Raw genomic sequence first — 18,976 nt, 5'->3', positions numbered from 1 at the left:
CCGCTAGGGATATTATATGATTGCAAAAAAAGCACTTGGCTTACCGCTTAAAGGCTTACGTTTCGCTATCAAATCTGGTGACACACTTGTGAAAACCGCCAGCACTCAAGTCACGCGTTTTAAGGCACGTTTCGATGAGAATAAAGCGAAAAACTCACTCGATGAGACACCGGTTGCCAAACGCAACTATGCTAATGCTTCTGGAGAGCAAGATGTCTCTACCAGTGCGGACAGCATCGATATGCGCGAGTTTGAATTCACAAAAGCACCAATCAACTGGATTCCAGCGACTATTCTGGTAGCCACGCCTATTGCTGCTGCTATCATTACCCCATGGTATCTGTTTACCCATCAAGTCAGCGCACCGGTTTGGGGCGTGTTTGGTGCCTTTATGGTGTGGACGGGTATCAGTATCACAGCCGGTTATCACCGTTTATTGTCGCATCGTGCTTATAAGGCGCATCCGATCGTCAAAAACTTTTTATTGCTTGGTTCTACCTTAGCGGTTCAAGGTTCAGCATTTGACTGGGTTTCTGGCCATCGTAGCCATCATCGTCATGTTGATGATCGCTTAGACGATCCGTATTCAGCGAAGCGTGGCTTTTTCTTTAGTCATATGGGCTGGATGCTACGCAACTACCCTAGCGGTAAGTTTGACTATAAAAATATTCCTGATTTGACCAAAGATAGAACCTTGCAGATTCAGCATAAATATTATGGTCTATGGGTCGTGGCGCTGAACGTCGGTATGGTTGCCGCCATTGGCTGGTTACTAGGTGATGTTTGGGGTACCTTAATCGTTGCTGGTTTGCTACGCTTAGTTTTGACCCATCACTTTACCTTCTTTATCAACTCGTTATGCCACATGTTTGGGACGCGTCCTTATACGGATACCAACAGTGCCCGTGATAACTTCTTCTTAGCTATCTTTACGTGGGGCGAGGGTTATCACAACTATCATCACTTCTTCCAATACGATTATCGTAATGGCGTAAAATGGTGGCAATATGACCCAACCAAATGGTTAATTGCTGGCTTATCGAAACTTGGCTTGACCAGCGAGCTACGTACCGTTGATGACACAACCATCAAGCATGCTGAAGTGCAAATGCAATTCAAAGCGGCACAGCAGCAGATTGATACGGCAACATCAAGTGGTATTGATATTCCTCATGCGATGAAAAGCTTCCAAGAGCGTATTAAGTTTGAATATGATGCCTTTACGCAGACAGTCGAAGAATGGCAAGCATTAAAAGCAAAAACCATTGAGCTGAAAAAGACTGAGTTTGCTGATCGCTTGCATGAAGTTGAAGATGAGTTGAAGCAAGATTATGCCAAGATTGAACAAAAAATACTGGCGCATAACAGCAACTTGAAAACAGCCTTTCGCGCAATCGGTCAAGACGCCAAAGCTGCTTAAGCTTAACGGCTGATTAATAATTTAGCCTTGATATTGTGACGCTTCTCCTTCCCTCTATCTGTCAAAGATAGGGGGATTTTTTTGTGTGTTAATTACAAGAGAGGGACAGAGTGCAATGCTGCTATATGCAGGCTATGTTATAGTGAGTTTATTCTCTTTATACCTCAATTGGACCGGCTCATATGCGCTATCAAAACACTTATGTCAAATTAGACACCCGCCTTTATCATGAGCAGGTGCCGACACCATTAGACAATCCTCGTGCCGGTCATTTTAATATACAGGTTGCACAGCAATTAGGCTGGACAGAAGATGAAGATTTGATGGCACGCTGGGTTGAGATACTCGGTGGGCAGTACGTGCCTGCCCAGTTTCAGCCGTTATCAATGGCTTATGCAGGTCATCAATTTGGACAATGGGCAGGACAATTGGGTGATGGACGCGGCTTATTAATGGCGCAAGTACTCGATAATAATGATAAGTTGCAAGATTTACATCTTAAAGGTAGCGGCCTGACACCCTACTCACGGATGGGTGATGGCCGTGCCGTCTTACGCAGTACTATTCGAGAGTATTTATGTGGTCATGCACTAACCCAGCTTGGTGTGCCCTCCTCTAACGCTTTGGGGTTTGTGGTATCTGATACGGCTATACGACGCGAGCGGATGGAAGCTGGTGCGGCATTGATGCGTGTGGCTGACAGCCATATTCGCTTGGGTCACGTGGAGTGGATTGCCAGCTTCGCGCCCGATTTACTCGCTGAATTTACTGACTATATGATCGATACTTATTATCCAGAGTGCCGTGATAGTGAAAAGCCCGTATTGGCGTTCCTGCAAACAGTGGTCGAACGTACGGCACGCATGATTGCCGATTGGCAGCTGACTGGTTTTGCTCATGGGGTCATGAATACGGATAACTTGTCGATTACCGGCAGCACTTTAGACTTTGGACCTTTCGGCTTTATGGAACGTTTTAATCCGGCTTGGGTTAACAACCACTCCGACCACACAGGACGCTATGCCTACCAAAACCAACCTGCCATCGGGCACTGGAACCTGAACATTTGGCTACCACACTTTATGCGCTTGACTCAGGCTGGTGTCACCCGCGAAACGTTAGCGGATTGTTTAGCTCCTTATGAAGCGACTTTTATGCAGCATTATCAACAAGGGCTATGCCGCAAGCTGGGACTGCCGCATGCAAAAGAGAGCTTAACATTGGCTTTTGAGTTTCTAACTTTGTTAGAAGATAACTTGCTCGACTATACCAATAGCTTCCGGGCATTATTGGGATTAATTGCGCCAAGCGAGCATCCTTATGAGCAGCAACTACTGGCAACGATGGTTGCTGAGCTAAAAGATGAGCCATTACAAATATGGCAAGATTGGTCAGAACGCTATTTATCGCAAACAAAACAGCTTTCTAGCGAACAAGTGATTAGTAGCCTACAAACCAACAATCCCGTTTATATCTTGCGTAATAGTATGGCTCAGCGTGCCATTGTGGCTGCAGAGCAAGGACAATTTGGTGAATTAAATCGAGTGTTTGAGTTGCTTGCCAACCCTTATATTATAAATGATACGGCCATCGAACTTGATACAATGCCGCCTGCCCCTCATGCCCCGCAAATGCCGATCAGCTGCTCATCTTAATAAGTAGCTTATTCTGTAATATTTTGAAACACTGTAAAATTAAGGTTGATATTTAGCGTTGTTTTTTGGCATTATCAACTAGATAAATAACGAATATCAATTTATTATATTGTTTGCATACTTCATGGCGCTTAACTAGGCAACCAATTACCAATAATGCTAGAATAACTATTTTGCAAGATTGTTGTTTTTATGCTGATGTCTAGTCGCCAATCACGACCCTGTAACTATCAATGTACGCTCATTATCATCTCTTATGGTTTTTGAGCATTAGGCATTAGTTTTTATCACCATTTACTTTATTCCAATTTATCCTAACCATGGCAATTATTATGAATGACGATATCACTTTGAATACGGACACCCCTAGTACGGAAAAAGAGCAGTTTGAACAAGCTGCCTTGCATTACCATTCACACCCACGACCGGGTAAGATTTCGGTCACCCCTATCAAGCAATTGGCCAACCAACGTGATCTGGCACTGGCCTATTCACCAGGGGTCGCGGTACCTTGTCTTGAGATTCAAAGAGATCCTTCTTTAGCAGCTAAATACACCGCTCGTAGCAACTTGGTCGGTGTCATCACCAACGGTACCGCGGTATTAGGTTTAGGGAATATTGGTCCATTGGCGTCAAAACCGGTGATGGAAGGTAAAGGGGTTCTATTCAAAAAATTCGCGGGTATCGACGTTTTTGATATTGAAATTGCACAAAATGATCCAGATAAATTCATCGAGGCAGTTGCGTCTCTTGAGCCTACTTTTGGTGGTATCAATCTAGAAGACATCAAAGCACCAGAATGTTTCAAAATCGAGCGCGAATTGCGTAAACGTATGAACATTCCAGTATTCCATGATGATCAGCACGGTACTTCCATTATCGTTGCCGCGGCAATGCTTAATGCTTTATTAATCACTGGCAAAAAGATTGAAGACCTCAAAGTTATTTGTTCAGGTGCAGGCGCAGCAGCCATTTCATGCCTAAATATTATTTGTGCGCTTGGCGTTAATAAAAACAATATCTACGTTTCTGACTCACGCGGTATTATTACGACTAGCCGTGAGAATCTAGACGAAACCAAGCAAATGTATGCGCGTGATACAGAAGCGACCACTATTGAAGAGCTCATCGATGATGTCGATATGTTCTTAGGCTTATCTATGCCGGGCACATTGACAGAAGATATGGTTCGCCGTATGGCAAAAGACCCTATTATCTTTGCGCTTGCTAATCCAACGCCTGAGATTATGCCAGAATTGGCACATGCCGTACGTCCAGACGTCATCATGGCTACTGGTCGCTCGGATTATCCTAACCAAGTAAACAATGCCTTGTGCTTCCCTTATATCTTCCGCGGTGCGTTAGATGTTGGTGCCACGACTGTTAACGAAGAGATGAAGATTGCTTGCGTAAAAGCAATCGCTGCGATGGCGCATGTTGAAGCGACACCTATGAGCAACGTTAAAAACGTTGAAAGTACGCCAAGTTTTGGTCGTGAATATCTAATTCCAGGACCACTTGAGCCAAACTTAATCATTGAAATTGCTTCTGCAGTCGCTAAAGCGGCGATGGATTCAGGCGTTGCAACCCTTCCTATCACTGATATGAAAGCTTATCGCCAGCGTTTATCTGAGTTTGTCTATAACTCCGCGTTTGTGATGAAGCCTATCTTTGCACGTGCAAAAGCCGATCCAAAGCGTATCGTTTACTGTGAAGGTGAAGACAGCAATGTATTGTTAGCTGTTCAAGTGGTCGTCGATGAACAACTGGCTCACCCTATCTTGGTCGGTCGTCCTTCAGTGATCGCAAATAACATCGCCAAGCTAGCATTACGCTTGAAGGGTGGCGAAAATATTACTATTGTCAATATTGATGATGACCCACGCTACAACGATTACTGGAAAGGCTACTACGAGAAAAACAAACGTAGTGGTGTCAGTATCGAGCTTGCTCGCCGTGATGTCCGTCGTAAAACCTCTTTAATCGGTGCACTTTTGGTTGAAAATGGCGATGCTGATGGCATGATTTGTGGTACATTCGGTCATTATCAACTGCATTTAAAATATGTCGGCGGAGTGATCAATAAAAAAGAAGGCATCAATGATTTTTATGCAATGAATGCAGTGCTCATGCAAGATCGTAATATCTTTATTGCTGATACTTATATTCATGAAGATCCAACTGCTGAGCAATTGGCTGAGATGACTGTATTGGCTGCAGAGCAATTGCGCCGCTTTAGCATCACACCGCGTGTGGCGTTGGTGTCACATTCAAACTTTGGTACTTCTGACCGCGCTAGCGCTGTCAAAATGCGCAAAGTGCATCAACTGCTGACAGACATGAACGTCGACTTTGAATTCGATGGTGAAATGCAAGGTGATGCCGCACTTGATGAGCATATTCGTGCCAATGACTTGCCTTCGAGCAACCTTAAAGGTTCAGCAAATCTGCTTATCTTGCCAACGCTAGATGCGGCAAACATTGCCTTTAACCTGCTTAAGACAGCAACCGGCAGCGCTTCTATTGGTCCTATTTTATTAGGCGCAAGCAAACCTGTGCATATCCTAACGCCATCAGCCACAGCGCGCCGTGTGGTTAATATGACGGCACTTGCGGTGACTGAAGCCCAAGATTTAGAAAATGAGGCAGCAGCTGCCGCTAGTGTATAAGTGATACCGCTATACATTGATCTGCTACTATTATTCGTTAAGGGTAGCAGTCTGCTATAATCAGACCATTCAGTGCCATCATAATAAGGCACTGAATGGTTTTTTTTGGTCTATCACTTATTGACCTAGAATGTGTTGGCTTAGCATTTAATACTTTTATTTTTATAACCCGATTAAAACTAAAATAACGAAAGAGGTTACCATGCAAGTCTATCTCGTTGGCGGTGCAGTACGTGATCAGCTATTAGGACGCCCTATCAAAGATAAAGACTTTGTCGTTGTCGGAGCAACCGTTGCAAAAATGCTTGATGCAGGATTTCAACAGGTAGGCGCAGATTTTCCCGTATTTTTGCATCCAGTGAGCCGTGAAGAGTATGCGCTTGCACGCACTGAACGCAAACAAGGGGTTGGCTATCAGGGCTTTAGCGTCCATGCCAGTCCAAACGTTAGCTTAAAAGACGATTTACAGCGGCGTGATTTGACCGTCAACGCCATGGCAATTGAAGTCATAAGCTTAAGCGATGACACCCCTATAAACGGCGAAGTGATTGATTACTATGGCGGACTGACTGACATAGAAAACAAAACCTTGCGTCATGTATCCAGCGCCTTTAGCGAAGACCCTTTACGGGTGCTTAGAACGGCTCGCTTCTATAGTCGTTATTATGATTTGGGTTTTACCATCGCTGATGAAACCTTACTATTAATGCGCCAACTGGTTAGTTCAGGAGAGCTTGCGCATTTGAGTAGCGAGCGTATTTGGCAAGAGTCGAGCCGCGCGATGATGCAACTATCCCCTCATGTATACTGGCAGCAGCTGTTTGAAATCGGGGCGCTCACAGAATATTTTGCGCCATTAAATCAGGCTTGGAATCATGCTCACATAAGAGAAACTGTGCAGACAGCGCTGTATTTTGCCGGTCAAATGCAGTTAAATTTATCACAGCGTTGGGCAATCTTAATGGCTAGCCTCAATTCGTCGTTATTTAATCTTAACGCCAATGATTTAAAGCCTGATGAATTGAAGACAGCTGCCAAAGCGATTAACGAGATAGGCAATACGGCTAAGGTACCAAAAGCACAAACCCAGTTTGCGACTCTATTTGTACAACAAGCTGAGAAATTAAGCGTAATCAATCAGATTAATGCTGCTGGAAAAATCGATCTTATTCAAGCTTGTAGCGCCCATAAGGAGCCTGAAAAACTCTCGCAATTGCTCGTATGTAGTCACGTATTACAGCTAGCTATACAGCACCGTCAGATGATGTTGGCGTTGGATAGCTTCCATAGTATTAGTATGAACGATATCGAGAAAAACCTTAAAGGTCCAGCGATTGGCGAAGCCTTAAGACAACATAGAATTGAGCACTTACAAGTGCATAATATGTCTCCAAAGCTATCTTAAAAGTCAGCTTAGAAACTGCGTCAAAACTCACTTTAGATATTAACGCCAAATACTGATTAAAACTCTCCTATGACTCAAAAGACAAAAAATATCCAACCAACCCATACACTTGAACCTGTCATGCTGGTGACTGGTAGCGCTAAACGCATTGGTGCGGCTATTATTCGCGCAGCACATAAGCAAGGCTATCGTGTCATTATCCATTGTTATCATAGTGAGCAGGAAGCGAATACACTAGCAAATGAGCTTAATGAAACTTGGGCTAATAGTGCAATGGTCATTGTTGCAGATTTAGCAGTCGTCAATGATACCAAAGCTTTAGCACAATTCGTCCAAACTATTATGCAAGCATTTGGGCAATTAGATGTACTGGTACATAATGCCTCACGTTTTTACCCTAGCCCACTTGGCAGTATTGATCAATCACAGTGGGATGAGCTGTTTTTAACCAATGCCAAAGCGCCTTTATTGTTAAGCCAAGCGTTTTATCCTTATTTGAAAACGCAGCAAGGTTGTATCATTAGCCTGCTTGATATTCATGCGCACGATAAGCCGTTTGCCAATTATGCTGTATATAATATGGCAAAGGCAGCTCATAGGATGATGGTGCACTCGCTTGCCCTTGATATGGCGCCAGATGTGCGCGTGAATGGCGTTGCTCCCGGCGTAAATATCTTACCTGAAGTTGATAGCGATCAGGCGCTTGATAGTGAGCAGCAAAAAAGTATTATCGACTCCATTCCTATGCAGCGGATAGGCAAGCCTGATGAAATTGCTCATAGTGTGCTCTATTTAGCGCAGGCCAATTATGTTACTGGCGAGATAATAACGGTAGATGGTGGGCGAAGTTTGACGCTGGCTGGCGGTAGTTAGTAACAATTAATCAAATAGTATGCCCTACTTGCTAACTTTTACTTGAAAATATTTAAAAATCAGGTATCATTGTGCGTCTAAAGGGCCCATAGCTCAGTTGGTTAGAGCAGAGGACTCATAATCCTTTGGTCGTAGGTTCAAGTCCTACTGGGCCCACCATATTTAAACCCTTACAGTCATTGACTTGTAAGGGTTTTTTATTGTCTATACCCGCATAGGTACGGTTTAAGCGTGAAAGAGTCTGCACACAGTCCACGCCGCCAAGCTTCTTATCAACATACATGGCGCATAGTTTGGGCTGATCAAAGCCTGTCTGAAACTTGTTGACCACTAGCATCTTGCGCGATATTATGGTCTCGCAGGCGCACCCAGTTATTGAGCTTAGTAGTAGCGCGGCGGGTATCAACTTCTTTATCAGCCGCCGCAAGCTTTTGGCTCAGCTGATAGGCCACTTTATAATTGGTGTAGTTTTTAAGCATATCTAAAATAGAGCCTTCTTCAATCGCTTGGCGCATAGAATATACGTGGTAAGCGGCTGGCAAGTTATTGAGCTATGAATATTGATAAGATAAACACATATCAGTAATAACTAAATTTTGATAGGGAAAAAAAGGTTACTAACGTTATATAATATATAGCGTTAATAACCTTTTTTTATTTAGTGTTTTACTTAGGTGATGTTGTAGATATTGAGGTTTGTATCATCAATCTCTCTTAACTACTTCTCAATACCACCCCACCCTGCTTCTGGATAACGCTCGCCAGCAATTTTATGGGGATTAAATAATTCATCCAGCTCATCTATTTGCTCGGACTTAAGCGTAATCTCTGCTGCTCGCGCATTTTCTATGAGATATTTTTCGTGACGCGTACCCGCGATAGGAATGACATGCGGATGTTTATTTAGTAGCCATGCCAGACAAAGCTGGGCATTACTGTATTGCCATTCGGTAGCTAGCTTACTGAACTGCTTTACTATCTGCTGATTATTAGTAAGCGCTTCTCCGTTTAAGCGCGGTACAGCATGACGAAAATCATCTGCTTCCAAACTCTCAGTATCAAGCTTACCGGTTAAAAAAGCTCGTCCCAATGGACTATAAGCGACAAAACTGACACCCAATTCACGACACGTCTCTAATAACTCCTCTTCTGGTTGTCGCGACCAGAGCGAATACTCGCTTTGTACCGCTGTGATAGGATGAATAGCATGCGCTTGACGCAAAGTCGCGCTTGAAACCTCAGATAGACCGATACCGCATATATCTCCTTGCTTTACTAAAGCGCCTAACGTCTGCATCATATCTTCAATCGGCGTGTTGTGGTCACGGCGATGGCAATAATACAGGTCAATATAATCTGTGCCCAACCGCTGTAGAGAGTCGTGGCAAGCCTGCTTAATATAATCAGGGCTGTTATCTAAATGACGCTCATATTGACCCTTGGCGCGGACAATTCCGAACTTAGTGGCAATCACTATTTGCTCTCGATGCGCTTTATGTGCGGCTATAAATTGTCCTAGTAACGTTTCATTGTGACCAAAACCATAAGTATCAGCACTATCAAAGAAGTTAATGCCAAGATCCAATGCTTTATCAAGTAACGCTAACGATTGACTATCGTCACTGTCTCCATAGAACTCACTCATGCCCATACAGCCAAGACCAATGGCTGAAACGGGCTGATTAATATGCTGTAATAATCGTGTTTGCATCTTATTCCTCACATTTATTTTATTCAAAATAATTCATGTCAATCATGCTTCAATGACTTCTCTATAAATAGTCAGCGCATTCATGCAGGCAGGTACTCCTGCGTAAATCGCCATTTGAATGACAATCTCTAATAACTCTTGCTGGCTGACGCCGACATTTAATGCGGCCCGCATATGTAGTTTCAGCTGCGGTGCAGCATGACCTAAGGTAATCAACGAGGCCACCGTTATCATCTCTCGAGACTTTAAATCTAGCCCAGGGCGACCGACTACTGCGCCAAAAGCGTAATCAGTAATCAATGCCGGCAAATCGGCATCCAGCTCAGCCAAACGATTGGTGACATTATCAGCAAGACCGTCTTGCAACTGGTTCATAATAGATTTGCCATGTTGGGTAAGTGCACTATCAGCCATAAGGCAGTTCCTTTGAATTAATAAGTAATAAGTAAGTCGATAATTTATAAACAGTGTAATCCAAACAATACACAGATAATAGACGACGAAAAAGCAAGCGCTGTGCAATAATGCACAGTAACTTAAAGACTCCAGATATAATAATGAGTGGCTATATTTTGAAAGTAACAGTGGGAAGTTAAAATAAAAGGCGGGCTCTAATAATGGATTGGCATGATTTGGCATATTTTGTTTGCTTGGTAGAACAGCAAACATTAACAGCTTGTGCAGAGCAGTTAGGCGTACAACACAGTACCGTATCTCGACGTATTGAGCGCCTCGAACAAGCACTATCTTTGACTTTGTTTGATCGTTTAGGGAAGCGTTATATACTCACTAAAGAAGGTGAGCTTTTGTATGCTCAGGCGGCAGAAGTGCAAAAAGAGATTGTAACCTTCGAACGAATGGCAATCGACCAAAACGCGATGCAAGGTAACGTCGTCATATCAGCACCACCAGTGTTGGCAAATGAAGTGTTAATAGCGGAACTGCCTGCCTTTCGTGAACGCTATCCCGATATCCTACTGCATGTGCACGGTGATGTTCATTTTAGTGATTTGTACCGCAAGGAGGCTGATATTGCACTACGCCTAAGCAGGCCTACACAGAACGACTTACTTATCCGCACAATATCTCACGTAAATTATGGCTTCTTTGCCCACCGAGGTTATATTGAGCATACGCCAATTGAACAGTGGCAATTGATTGAGTTTCAGGCTAACGCGCGCCTATTTAACTGGTTGCAAAATCTAATACATCAACATTCCTATCCTGTCATTTTCAGCAGTAATGACTTGTACGTAACCTATAGTAGCGTGTGTCAGCAATTGGGTATTGCTATCTTGCCTTACTTTTTAGCGGCTAAAAACCCAGCCCTATTACCGATTGATCCAGTTGATAGGACGGTCATGACTATGCATGAAATAGCAGCGACTGCTGCTAATCATGCACATATAGACAAGCAAGCTATACCTTTGGTTCAATCGCAACCTTTATACATAGTCATGCATCCTGATGTACGGCGCTCTGCGAGAGTCAGGATCGTTGCAGAATGGTTAGGGTCTGTGTTTGGTAGATAATGTTATAGCGAGCTAAGAGTTGACAATCACTTTGGAATTATAGATTAATTCAATATATCTTCAAAAATAAAATTTTACTGAATCTAATTAAGCCTCTTTTAAAAGCTAGTAACGACTTACAAAAGAGGTCTAATAAAGAATCTGACTATAAACTAAATTTTGTATCTAGAAACTATAAAGCGACTCAATATTTACACCACTAATTTATCATCCACTATGCACAACGCTATTCTCAGTATACTTGCCAGCGGCGTTTTTTCAATTAATAACTATAAATTGTTTGGCTCGAATCTCGCTCGATCAACTTTCAAAATAGACCCGCTTGCAAACAATACTAATGCTCCAAGCAGTAAAAACAATCCAAAAGCGTAAAATGCAATAGCAGCGCCGTACTGATCGACAATTAAACCCGTAAAGATTACCGGAATACTAAACCCCATGTAAGCCATTAAAAAATAGCCAGCACTAGCACGAGCTTGCTCAGTGCCAGCAGACCGTGTCACCCCTGACAACCCGCCTAGATAAACAAAGCCATAACAACTACTGCTCGCTAAAAAAGCCGCTGAAAGAATTGCTGGTAGATTGGCATTCAAAGCGCCCCAAGCAAGCAGCGCATAAGCGGGCAGTAAAATCAGAATACCCAGTTTACATGATACCTGCGGGTCAAGCTTTCGAGCGATAGGCTGAAACAATAATCCACAACTGATGGCAAGCATAGAGGATATTCCAGCATACTTAGCCAGTCCATGTGTGGCCAGCACCGAGGGTATAATTGACAACACCAATCCGGTGGTTGCCCAACAAATCAAAATGCCGCCGCCATACCATATTACCTCACGATTAAAATACGGCAGTTTGAGCATTGATCCAAGTTTGTTCGAGCGCTCGTGCGCAGTTTCAGGTAATCGCCATACTAAAACTATTGATAAAAATGCGCTTATTAACATGAGGAAAAAGCTAGCAGGTTGCTCTGTCTCATAAAATAACAAAGAAACTGTCGTTAGTGCAGGCCCAAGACCAAAACCTATAGTGGTACTTGCAGTTACCCAAGTGGTGGCACGCCCCGTATCGGAGGAGCCAATCAACTCAATCATATATGCGGTCGCTGTTGCTGCCATTAATGCTGTGCCAACACCAAGCAACAATCGCGCTACTGCTAACGCTCGTATATAAGGGTAGAACATCATCAGAGCAGTTGCCGCTATAGATAACCCTAAAGAGATTAAAATCGTCTTGCGTCTCCCAATTCTATCGGAGAGTCCACCAAAAGCTAATAATACCGGTATCACCCCTAACACATAAAAAGAGAATGCGACCGTGGTTGCTAAAACACCGTAGCCGTCATTACGTGCGTAAAAAGCATATAAAGGGCCTTGAATATTAACGCTAGTTGTTATCACGCATAGTGCAAATGCCAGATATCTATTATATTTTTGAGTGGTCATACATAGCCGCTTTTAAAAAAGTATCATTGGATTGATTGATGTTAATGGTTGTCATAACTAGAGCTTTATAGCCATATCACATCGTTTTAGGTTGAATGATTAAAACAAAAGCGCATTAGGTTATCTATATACAATCCAGTACAATTAGACAGAACTGTTTGGCATATAAAACCCATACAGTTCTTCTATCGAATTTATATATTCATGGGTTCACTTGAAAAATATGAAGCATCAATTAACACGAATTGAAATCGTCAAGGCTGACGTTAAAGAAAAGATAGCAACCGTCGTCTACATGCCCGGAACACGCCTGCCCTCCGTACGGGCAGCAGCAAACAGTTACGGGTTTTCACCCTCAACGGTAGTTGAAGCTTACGAGCGCTTGCAAACCGAAGGTATTATTTACTCGCGTCCTGGCGCAGGGTTCTATGTCGCAGAGACGACAGCGCCGCTCTCATTAACAGAAACAGGGCACAATCTTGATCGTGCGATAGATCCTCTCTGGGTGTCGCGGCAATCGCTTGAGCCATCCGATAATGTACTAAAGCCCGGCTGTGGTTGGTTGCCACCAGATTGGTTATTTGTGGAGGGTATGCGCCGCGGTTTACGACATGCGGCAAGAGGTGACGCTACCGTTATCAGCGAGTATGCAACGCCGCTAGGATTGCCCGCGTTACGCCAATTACTGACACGGCGTATGGCAGGACTGGGAATCAATGCCGAACCATCACAAGTAATGCTGACAGAGTCTGGCACGCAAGCGATAGATTTAATCCTTCGCTTTTTATTGACCGCAGGTGATACGGTAGTCGTCGATGACCCTTGTTATTTTAATTTTCGAGCGCTATTGCGTGCTCATAGAGTCAAAGTCATTGGCGTGCCTTATACGCCGAGTGGTCCAGATGTAGATGCCTTTGCGAAAATTTTAGAAGAACACAAACCGCGCCTATATATTACCAATGCCGCCATCCATAATCCCACCGGTGCAACCTTATCGCATGCTACGGCGTACCAAATACTGCAATTGGCACAGGCCGCTGGTTTATATATTATTGAAGACGATATTTTTTCTGATTTTGAAGTTAAGCCTGCGCCACGGCTTGCGGCATTAGACGGCTTATCACGCGTGTTTTATATTGGTAGTTTTTCTAAAACGTTATCGGCATCCTTGCGCTGCGGTTATATAGCTGCGCCGAATGAATGGGTTGAGAGTTTGCTTGACTTGAAAATAGCGACTGGTTTTGGCGGCGGGCAGTTAGCGGCAGCCGTGGTGTTATCAGCGTTAACTGATAGCGGTTATCGCAAACATATGAGTACGATTCATACGCGACTTGCAAGCGCACGTTCTCAAACGCTGCCACGCTTGGCAAAATTAGGAATTGTGCCGTGGTTACTACCGCAAGCAGGGATGTTTTTATGGTGCCGCTTGCCTGATGGGAATAGCGCCACTACGTTAGCAACTCGCTGTTTGTCACAAGGTGTAGTCTTAGCCCCAGGCAATGCTTTTAGTCAATCAAAAAATGCTGAGAACTTTATGCGTTTTAATGTGGCGCAGATGAGTAACTCAAAAGTATTTGAGGTGTTGGCAGAGTCATTAGATGAACTGAGGAAATAGCCGTATTAATTATTAACTTTCAGTCTGGCTCTATAGCCAACATAGTTTAATGTTGGCATCAAAAACATTGTTATACTGAGCGCACCTATAAAAATGGCATAAGCAATATGATAAAGCATAATTTTGAACTCATGGCAGAATACAACGCTTTGATGAATCAGAAATTTTGTGACAGTATATCAACTATTTCTAATAATATTCTGTGGCAAGACCAAAAAGCGTTTTTTGGTTCTATATTAGGAACACTAAACCATCTTATGGTGGGCGACTTGATCTGGCTTAATCGCTTTAACCAACATCCAAGTTATCCGAAAGGCTTTAAATCGTTAACACCTTTAAGAGACTTGCCATTACCTACCCTGCTCACTCAAGTTTTATATAAAGACAAAGAAAGCTTTAGTAGTAATCGGCAAAATCTAGATCAAATGATCATGCCATTTATTAACGAGTCGAATGAAGACGACTACTCAAAAGTTTTGAGGTATCAAAATACTAAAAATAACACTTTTCATAAGTCTTTTTTAATGCTACTTCAACACCTTTTTAATCATCAAACCCATCATCGCGGGCAAGTAACGACTTTGCTTACTCAGATGAATATAAACGTAGGAGAGACTGATCTATTGATGCTAATGCCAGAGTTAGATGATTGAACATGTATGTAGGAGATGACAAGTAGTCATAATACTATGCTATAACTTATTAACCTCGATATACCATTTGGGGTGCATAGCTTCGAAATCTACTCTGATATTTGAGGGTAAATAGCTGGCTGAATCAATCACAAAAGGCTGTCCCTCTATACGCTTAAACACTACCCAGTGCCAAAAATTAATTCCATCTTCTTCGTGATGCTTGATGGATAGTAATGATCTATCAGGCAGTTTATCCCAAGACTCGAATGCAATTTCATTATCCGATGTCTTGAAACCTTCATGAGATAACAGCTCTCGAACATACCGAGTATCTGACCATAGTGACCTGTCATCTGCATAGATGCCTGAGTCATTCGCTATAGCTTTCATCTCTTGATAGGTTTTACCAACTATATTAGCTACGGACGCTATTCCGCATCCTGTTACCTCTTCCTGTACTATTACTTTAAGCATTGATACTCTCTTAGTCTGCTTTACATTTTTTAAAATATTGATTCATTACTCAACTTTTTTAAAGCAAGTAAAGCTTGTTCTGCTTGCTCTAATGATACGAATATATGGTCATGATAATAAGCAGCAATGACATTAGCACTGATACCTTTCGAAGCAAGTTTTGTCGACACTGCTGCTATCAAGCCTACAGCTTGTAGGCTTGAATGAACTGTTAAAGTAATTTGCCGAAAAACACCTTCGTAATTTAAACCAGCCTCATCAGCTTTATCTTTTGTTAAAACCAAAGTTATACCCTCTGGCTCCTTAAAAGTAGCTATTGGTTCTAATTGGAGATATTGCTCTAGCCTACCAGCTACTGAGCAAAAGACGAACGCTTCATCTACAAGCTCCGGCTGCATCGAATTAAGTAATTCATTTAAGTCTTTAATTCCTGCCATCATCTTACTCCTGATTGTAATTAACTCTAGTATTTAATACCTATGGTATGAATGGCAATATATGAATCTTTCTGCTTCTATACACTTTATTCTTAAAATTTTCCGAGCGAGGAAGGATATGCCTTAATGGACAGTACCGAGTGACTATTCAAAATACATATTAAAAACCAAACTATATAATAAAGATTTATAAAACATTGTTTATAATTTTAACTTAATTACTTTTTAAAGGACTATTTATGTCAGACTCTAATTCTTACGTCATGCCCACTTATAGCCCACAACCTATTAGTTTTGCGCGTGGTCAGGGTAGCTGGCTATACACCTCTGATGACACTGCCTACTTGGATGCTTTAACAGGCATTGCCGTATGCGGTTTGGGACATTGCCACCCTCAAGTGACCGAGGCTATTCAGCAACAAGCTGCAACTTTAGTGCACACTAGCAACTTATTCCAGATTGATTGGCAGGAAAAAGCGGCAGAATCACTCTGTACCGCTGCGGGTATAGATAGCGTGTTTTTTGCTAATAGCGGTGCTGAAGCTAATGAAGCGGTATTAAAAATGGCGCGACTTTATGGGCATAACAAGGGCTTTAAAAACCCGAAAGTTATTGTTATGGATAACTCGTTTCATGGTCGTACTTTTTTGACGGTATCTGCAACTGCCAATCCTAAAGCCCGTGAAGGATTTTTCACATTAGATGATGATTTTATACGTGTTCCGTATGGAGATATCGACGCTATCAAGAAGGCTGCAAGCGAATATGATGAAATTACTGCCATTTTGTTAGAACCCATACAGGGTGAAGGCGGTTTAAATGTACCGAAAGCAGGTTTTTCTTACTTAGATCAAGTACGAGCTGTATGTGATCAACATGACTGGTTATTTATGTTAGACGAGATTCAGACTGGAAACGGACGTACTGGAAAATACTTTGCTTTTCAGCACAGCCTAGTCAAGCCTGACGTGCTCTCAACCGCTAAAGGGTTGGCTAACGGATTTCCTATTGGTGCTTGCTTAGTCAGTGGTAAAGCGCGAGATTTATTTAAAGTAGGTAGTCATGGATCTACGTATGGCGGTACACCACTTGGAAGCCGTGTGGTAAACACCGTGTATGATGTGTTAAGTAATACTGATGTTATGCATAACGCTGCTCAAGAGGGAGATTATATACAATCCAGCCTTTCGCAAGAGTTATCACAATATGGTGTGACCACACGAGGTCAAGGTATGATGATCGGAGTGGTGTTACCCAGCGAAACGGATTGCAGTCACTTAGTCCATAATGCGCGAATCCATGAAAAGCTCATCACTGACGTAAGAAGTAATAATGTCATACGATTGCTGCCAGCGTTAAACTTTTCACGTGAGGAAAGCGATCAACTGGTTGAAAAACTTACGCGTATCGTTGTTAAAACGCTAGGTTCTATCAGATGTTAAAGCTGTTAATTATTTGCGTTTTTGAGTTAGAAATATTCTCACTCAAATAATTAGGGTATTACAATTTAAATTTAATAATAAGGATAAGCTATGTATACCCTATACGGTAATAAAGTTTCTGGAAATAGCTATAAAGCAAGATTGACTTGCGAGCTACTAAACATTGAATACCAATGGATTGAAATCGATATATTAACGCAGGAAAATAGACAAGCTGGATTTTTACAGATTAATCCATTAGGCCAAGTACCTGTTTTACTAATTACACCTGATAACTTGGCAGCTAATAGCGAACCTACCCTAATATTAGAGTCCAATGCCATTATTAGATATTTAGCTGAAGGTTCAGCACTCATTCCTAACTCTGCCATAGACTATGCAAGAATGTGGCAATGGTTACTTTATGAGCAAGGTGAAGTTAGACCCAATATAGCGTCTGTTCGTTTCATCAGAAAATTTCAGAATATGATACCTAGTAGGCTGGAGGAATATCAGCAGAAATTTGATAAATCGAATGATGTTCTTAGTTATCTAAACCAGCAGCTTGAAGGTAAAGCCTATATATTGGGAGATAATGTCAGTTTGGCAGATATTAGCCTATATGCTTACACGCACAATGCCGAGGAAGGTGGACTAGACTTGTCGCCTTATCAAGACTTACTTAATTGGTTTAAACGTATTGAGTCTTTGCCTAACTTTGTTAGGCTGTGAGTAGTTGTCTTCAGATTAAACCAATGAGCTGTCTCAATTTAATTTTTGCAATTATAAAAAAATAGTAGCTTCTGAAATGATGGGCGGCGGCGAGCTATCAACAAACTAGTACTTAACTTACTAATCAAGCTAAAGCTTACAGACTTCTAATAGCTATACGCATCCAAAATTTGGATGAGGATTTGAGGCGATGACCATCTCAATGATAAGTTCAGGCAATTTCGGTAATTTGAACAGAAGGGGATTATTCTCAGGTGTCAGCGCTGTCATTTGACCTAGACTACTTTGGGCAACGACCGTAATACAACAATAACGGTATCCAAAGCACCCAAACTTAGCATTTCTCTTAAGTGTATAGAGCTATGGCAATGAATGTGGATAAGTAAGTTGGGTTCATAGTTACGAATATGAGTAATCACTTTGGGTAATATAATCAACGCGTTTTACATAGAATTAACTCATTCTTGTGGGCTAAGTTTATAATCTGACAAACGTCACGATCTATTTGAATCTTACTATATCTATAAACTTGACCACTGTTGCTTGAGACCAATAAAATGAATTACACCAATTAATAAACATATTACTGAACTCCATAACCAAAACTTAGGACTTCTTCCAATAGGATTATTAATAAAGAAAAGCCCAACAAGGCCACGACTGAAATATATAACAGTTATTACAATGAGGGCTGTACGTGTGAATGGTAATTTACCAACCAAACCTGCAGCGGAAAAAGCATAAAGTGCCCAAATTGAAAAAATGAGTACGATTACAGAGGTAATGACAGTTGGTTCAACGCTACCACGTTCAGAGAGAACAGCCATTTGTTCTCCAGCACCAAAAAATCGATACCATGAACCACCAAATATGATGCAACCTATATGAAGAGCTGCAGTAATAGCACTTAAAACGCCTGCAAAAACTAAAAACATGTTCATAATTCAGACAT

16 protein-coding genes, 1 tRNA gene and 1 pseudogene are annotated in these 18,976 nt (G+C 42.1%); 11 read left to right on the top strand and 7 right to left on the bottom strand.

The features are described 5' to 3' along the window. Positions 1–241: 241 nt before the first annotated feature. The 6 genes from DABAL43B_RS05980 to DABAL43B_RS05955 all read left to right on the top strand — a co-directional run bounded on the left by DABAL43B_RS05980 (position 242) and on the right by DABAL43B_RS05955 (position 8,181). A complete protein-coding gene (locus DABAL43B_RS05980) occupies positions 242–1,420 on the top strand; it encodes an acyl-CoA desaturase (RefSeq protein WP_197684686.1) in 1,179 nt (392 codons plus the stop codon). A 182-nt stretch (positions 1,421–1,602) separates the two neighbouring features. Continuing rightward, positions 1,603–3,075, top strand: a complete 1,473-nt coding sequence (locus tag DABAL43B_RS05975; RefSeq protein WP_079691524.1) for a protein adenylyltransferase SelO — start codon at positions 1,603–1,605, stop codon at positions 3,073–3,075. Positions 3,076–3,407: 332 nt separating this feature from the next. Then, a complete protein-coding gene (locus DABAL43B_RS05970; protein WP_079691523.1) occupies positions 3,408–5,744 on the top strand; it encodes an NADP-dependent malic enzyme in 2,337 nt (778 codons plus the stop codon). Between the two features lie 202 nt (positions 5,745–5,946). Then, positions 5,947–7,149 (top strand): tRNA nucleotidyltransferase, encoded by a 1,203-nt coding sequence (locus DABAL43B_RS05965; protein ID WP_079691522.1) that lies wholly within the window; start codon positions 5,947–5,949, stop codon positions 7,147–7,149. A gap of 69 nt (positions 7,150–7,218) precedes the next feature. Then, on the top strand, positions 7,219–8,022 hold the full coding sequence (locus tag DABAL43B_RS05960; protein ID WP_079691521.1) for a pteridine reductase: 804 nt from the start codon (positions 7,219–7,221) through the stop codon (positions 8,020–8,022). A gap of 82 nt (positions 8,023–8,104) precedes the next feature. Next, positions 8,105–8,181 (top strand) — tRNA-Ile (locus tag DABAL43B_RS05955). 49 nt (positions 8,182–8,230) lie between these two features. On the opposite strand, the pseudogene DABAL43B_RS05950 reads toward DABAL43B_RS05955, so the two are convergent. From DABAL43B_RS05950 to DABAL43B_RS05940, 3 genes and pseudogenes are all read right to left on the bottom strand, one after another. Beyond that, positions 8,231–8,567 (bottom strand): annotated as a pseudogene (locus DABAL43B_RS05950) (UvrB domain 3-containing protein); the annotation flags it as partial. Between the two features lie 173 nt (positions 8,568–8,740). Next, positions 8,741–9,733 (bottom strand): aldo/keto reductase, encoded by a 993-nt coding sequence (locus tag DABAL43B_RS05945; RefSeq protein WP_079691520.1) that lies wholly within the window; start codon positions 9,731–9,733, stop codon positions 8,741–8,743. A 42-nt stretch (positions 9,734–9,775) separates the two neighbouring features. Next, positions 9,776–10,147, bottom strand: a complete 372-nt coding sequence (locus tag DABAL43B_RS05940) for a carboxymuconolactone decarboxylase family protein (protein WP_079691519.1) — start codon at positions 10,145–10,147, stop codon at positions 9,776–9,778. A 203-nt stretch (positions 10,148–10,350) separates the two neighbouring features. On the opposite strand from DABAL43B_RS05940, the gene DABAL43B_RS05935 reads away from it, so the two are divergent. After that, on the top strand, positions 10,351–11,265 hold the full coding sequence (locus DABAL43B_RS05935; protein ID WP_079691518.1) for a LysR family transcriptional regulator: 915 nt from the start codon (positions 10,351–10,353) through the stop codon (positions 11,263–11,265). Between the two features lie 269 nt (positions 11,266–11,534). On the opposite strand, the gene DABAL43B_RS05930 is transcribed toward DABAL43B_RS05935, so the two are convergent. Further along, a complete protein-coding gene (locus DABAL43B_RS05930) occupies positions 11,535–12,710 on the bottom strand; it encodes an MFS transporter (RefSeq protein WP_079691517.1) in 1,176 nt (391 codons plus the stop codon). 223 nt (positions 12,711–12,933) lie between these two features. On the opposite strand from DABAL43B_RS05930, the gene DABAL43B_RS05925 reads away from it, so the two are divergent. Together DABAL43B_RS05925 and DABAL43B_RS05920 are read left to right on the top strand one after the other, a co-directional pair. Then, complete coding sequence (locus tag DABAL43B_RS05925; RefSeq protein WP_079691516.1) at positions 12,934–14,325, top strand: PLP-dependent aminotransferase family protein; 1,392 nt, start codon at positions 12,934–12,936, stop codon at positions 14,323–14,325. A gap of 107 nt (positions 14,326–14,432) precedes the next feature. Next, positions 14,433–14,978, top strand: a complete 546-nt coding sequence (locus tag DABAL43B_RS05920) for a DinB family protein (RefSeq protein ID WP_079691515.1) — start codon at positions 14,433–14,435, stop codon at positions 14,976–14,978. Positions 14,979–15,017: 39 nt separating this feature from the next. Here DABAL43B_RS05920 and DABAL43B_RS05915 read toward each other — a convergent pair whose 3' ends face one another. Then, the gene (locus DABAL43B_RS05915; RefSeq protein ID WP_079691514.1) at positions 15,018–15,434 is read right to left on the bottom strand and encodes a hypothetical protein; all 417 of its coding nucleotides are present in this window, start codon (positions 15,432–15,434) and stop codon (positions 15,018–15,020) included. Between the two features lie 29 nt (positions 15,435–15,463). Further along, the gene (locus tag DABAL43B_RS05910) at positions 15,464–15,874 is read right to left on the bottom strand and encodes an ACT domain-containing protein (RefSeq protein ID WP_264753838.1); all 411 of its coding nucleotides are present in this window, start codon (positions 15,872–15,874) and stop codon (positions 15,464–15,466) included. A gap of 236 nt (positions 15,875–16,110) precedes the next feature. On the opposite strand from DABAL43B_RS05910, the gene DABAL43B_RS05905 reads away from it, so the two are divergent. Beyond that, positions 16,111–17,313 carry an aspartate aminotransferase family protein gene (locus DABAL43B_RS05905; RefSeq protein WP_079691512.1) on the top strand — a complete coding sequence of 401 codons (1,203 nt, stop codon included), beginning with the start codon at positions 16,111–16,113 and terminating at the stop codon, positions 17,311–17,313. Positions 17,314–17,403: 90 nt separating this feature from the next. Continuing rightward, positions 17,404–18,024, top strand: a complete 621-nt coding sequence (locus DABAL43B_RS05900) for a glutathione S-transferase family protein (RefSeq protein ID WP_079691511.1) — start codon at positions 17,404–17,406, stop codon at positions 18,022–18,024. A gap of 521 nt (positions 18,025–18,545) precedes the next feature. On the opposite strand, the gene DABAL43B_RS05895 is transcribed toward DABAL43B_RS05900, so the two are convergent. After that, positions 18,546–18,965: a hypothetical protein gene (locus tag DABAL43B_RS05895; RefSeq protein WP_079691510.1), complete on the bottom strand. Its 420-nt coding sequence runs from the start codon at positions 18,963–18,965 to the stop codon at positions 18,546–18,548. Between the last annotated feature and the right edge of the window lie 11 nt (positions 18,966–18,976).

The organism is Psychrobacter sp. DAB_AL43B (genome assembly GCF_900168255.1).
Classification (GTDB): domain Bacteria; phylum Pseudomonadota; class Gammaproteobacteria; order Pseudomonadales; family Moraxellaceae; genus Psychrobacter.
The sequence above is the reverse complement of the archived record's forward strand: the minus strand, read 5'-3'. Positions and strand labels throughout refer to the sequence as shown.

What these genes read in the sequence shown, in the direction of transcription:
- DABAL43B_RS05980 (WP_197684686.1), top strand. Translation starts at nt 242, where the DNA reads ATGCGCGAGTTTGAATTCACAAAAGCACCAATCAACTGGATTCCAGCG.
- DABAL43B_RS05975 (WP_079691524.1), top strand. Translation starts at nt 1,603, where the DNA reads ATGCGCTATCAAAACACTTATGTCAAATTAGACACCCGCCTTTATCAT.
- DABAL43B_RS05970 (WP_079691523.1), top strand. Translation starts at nt 3,408, where the DNA reads ATGAATGACGATATCACTTTGAATACGGACACCCCTAGTACGGAAAAA.
- DABAL43B_RS05965 (WP_079691522.1), top strand. Translation starts at nt 5,947, where the DNA reads ATGCAAGTCTATCTCGTTGGCGGTGCAGTACGTGATCAGCTATTAGGA.
- DABAL43B_RS05960 (WP_079691521.1), top strand. Translation starts at nt 7,219, where the DNA reads ATGACTCAAAAGACAAAAAATATCCAACCAACCCATACACTTGAACCT.
- DABAL43B_RS05945 (WP_079691520.1), bottom strand. Translation starts at nt 9,733, where the DNA reads ATGCAAACACGATTATTACAGCATATTAATCAGCCCGTTTCAGCCATT.
- DABAL43B_RS05940 (WP_079691519.1), bottom strand. Translation starts at nt 10,147, where the DNA reads ATGGCTGATAGTGCACTTACCCAACATGGCAAATCTATTATGAACCAG.
- DABAL43B_RS05935 (WP_079691518.1), top strand. Translation starts at nt 10,351, where the DNA reads ATGGATTGGCATGATTTGGCATATTTTGTTTGCTTGGTAGAACAGCAA.
- DABAL43B_RS05930 (WP_079691517.1), bottom strand. Translation starts at nt 12,710, where the DNA reads ATGACCACTCAAAAATATAATAGATATCTGGCATTTGCACTATGCGTG.
- DABAL43B_RS05925 (WP_079691516.1), top strand. Translation starts at nt 12,934, where the DNA reads ATGAAGCATCAATTAACACGAATTGAAATCGTCAAGGCTGACGTTAAA.
- DABAL43B_RS05920 (WP_079691515.1), top strand. Translation starts at nt 14,433, where the DNA reads ATGATAAAGCATAATTTTGAACTCATGGCAGAATACAACGCTTTGATG.
- DABAL43B_RS05915 (WP_079691514.1), bottom strand. Translation starts at nt 15,434, where the DNA reads ATGCTTAAAGTAATAGTACAGGAAGAGGTAACAGGATGCGGAATAGCG.
- DABAL43B_RS05910 (WP_264753838.1), bottom strand. Translation starts at nt 15,874, where the DNA reads ATGATGGCAGGAATTAAAGACTTAAATGAATTACTTAATTCGATGCAG.
- DABAL43B_RS05905 (WP_079691512.1), top strand. Translation starts at nt 16,111, where the DNA reads ATGTCAGACTCTAATTCTTACGTCATGCCCACTTATAGCCCACAACCT.
- DABAL43B_RS05900 (WP_079691511.1), top strand. Translation starts at nt 17,404, where the DNA reads ATGTATACCCTATACGGTAATAAAGTTTCTGGAAATAGCTATAAAGCA.
- DABAL43B_RS05895 (WP_079691510.1), bottom strand. Translation starts at nt 18,965, where the DNA reads ATGAACATGTTTTTAGTTTTTGCAGGCGTTTTAAGTGCTATTACTGCA.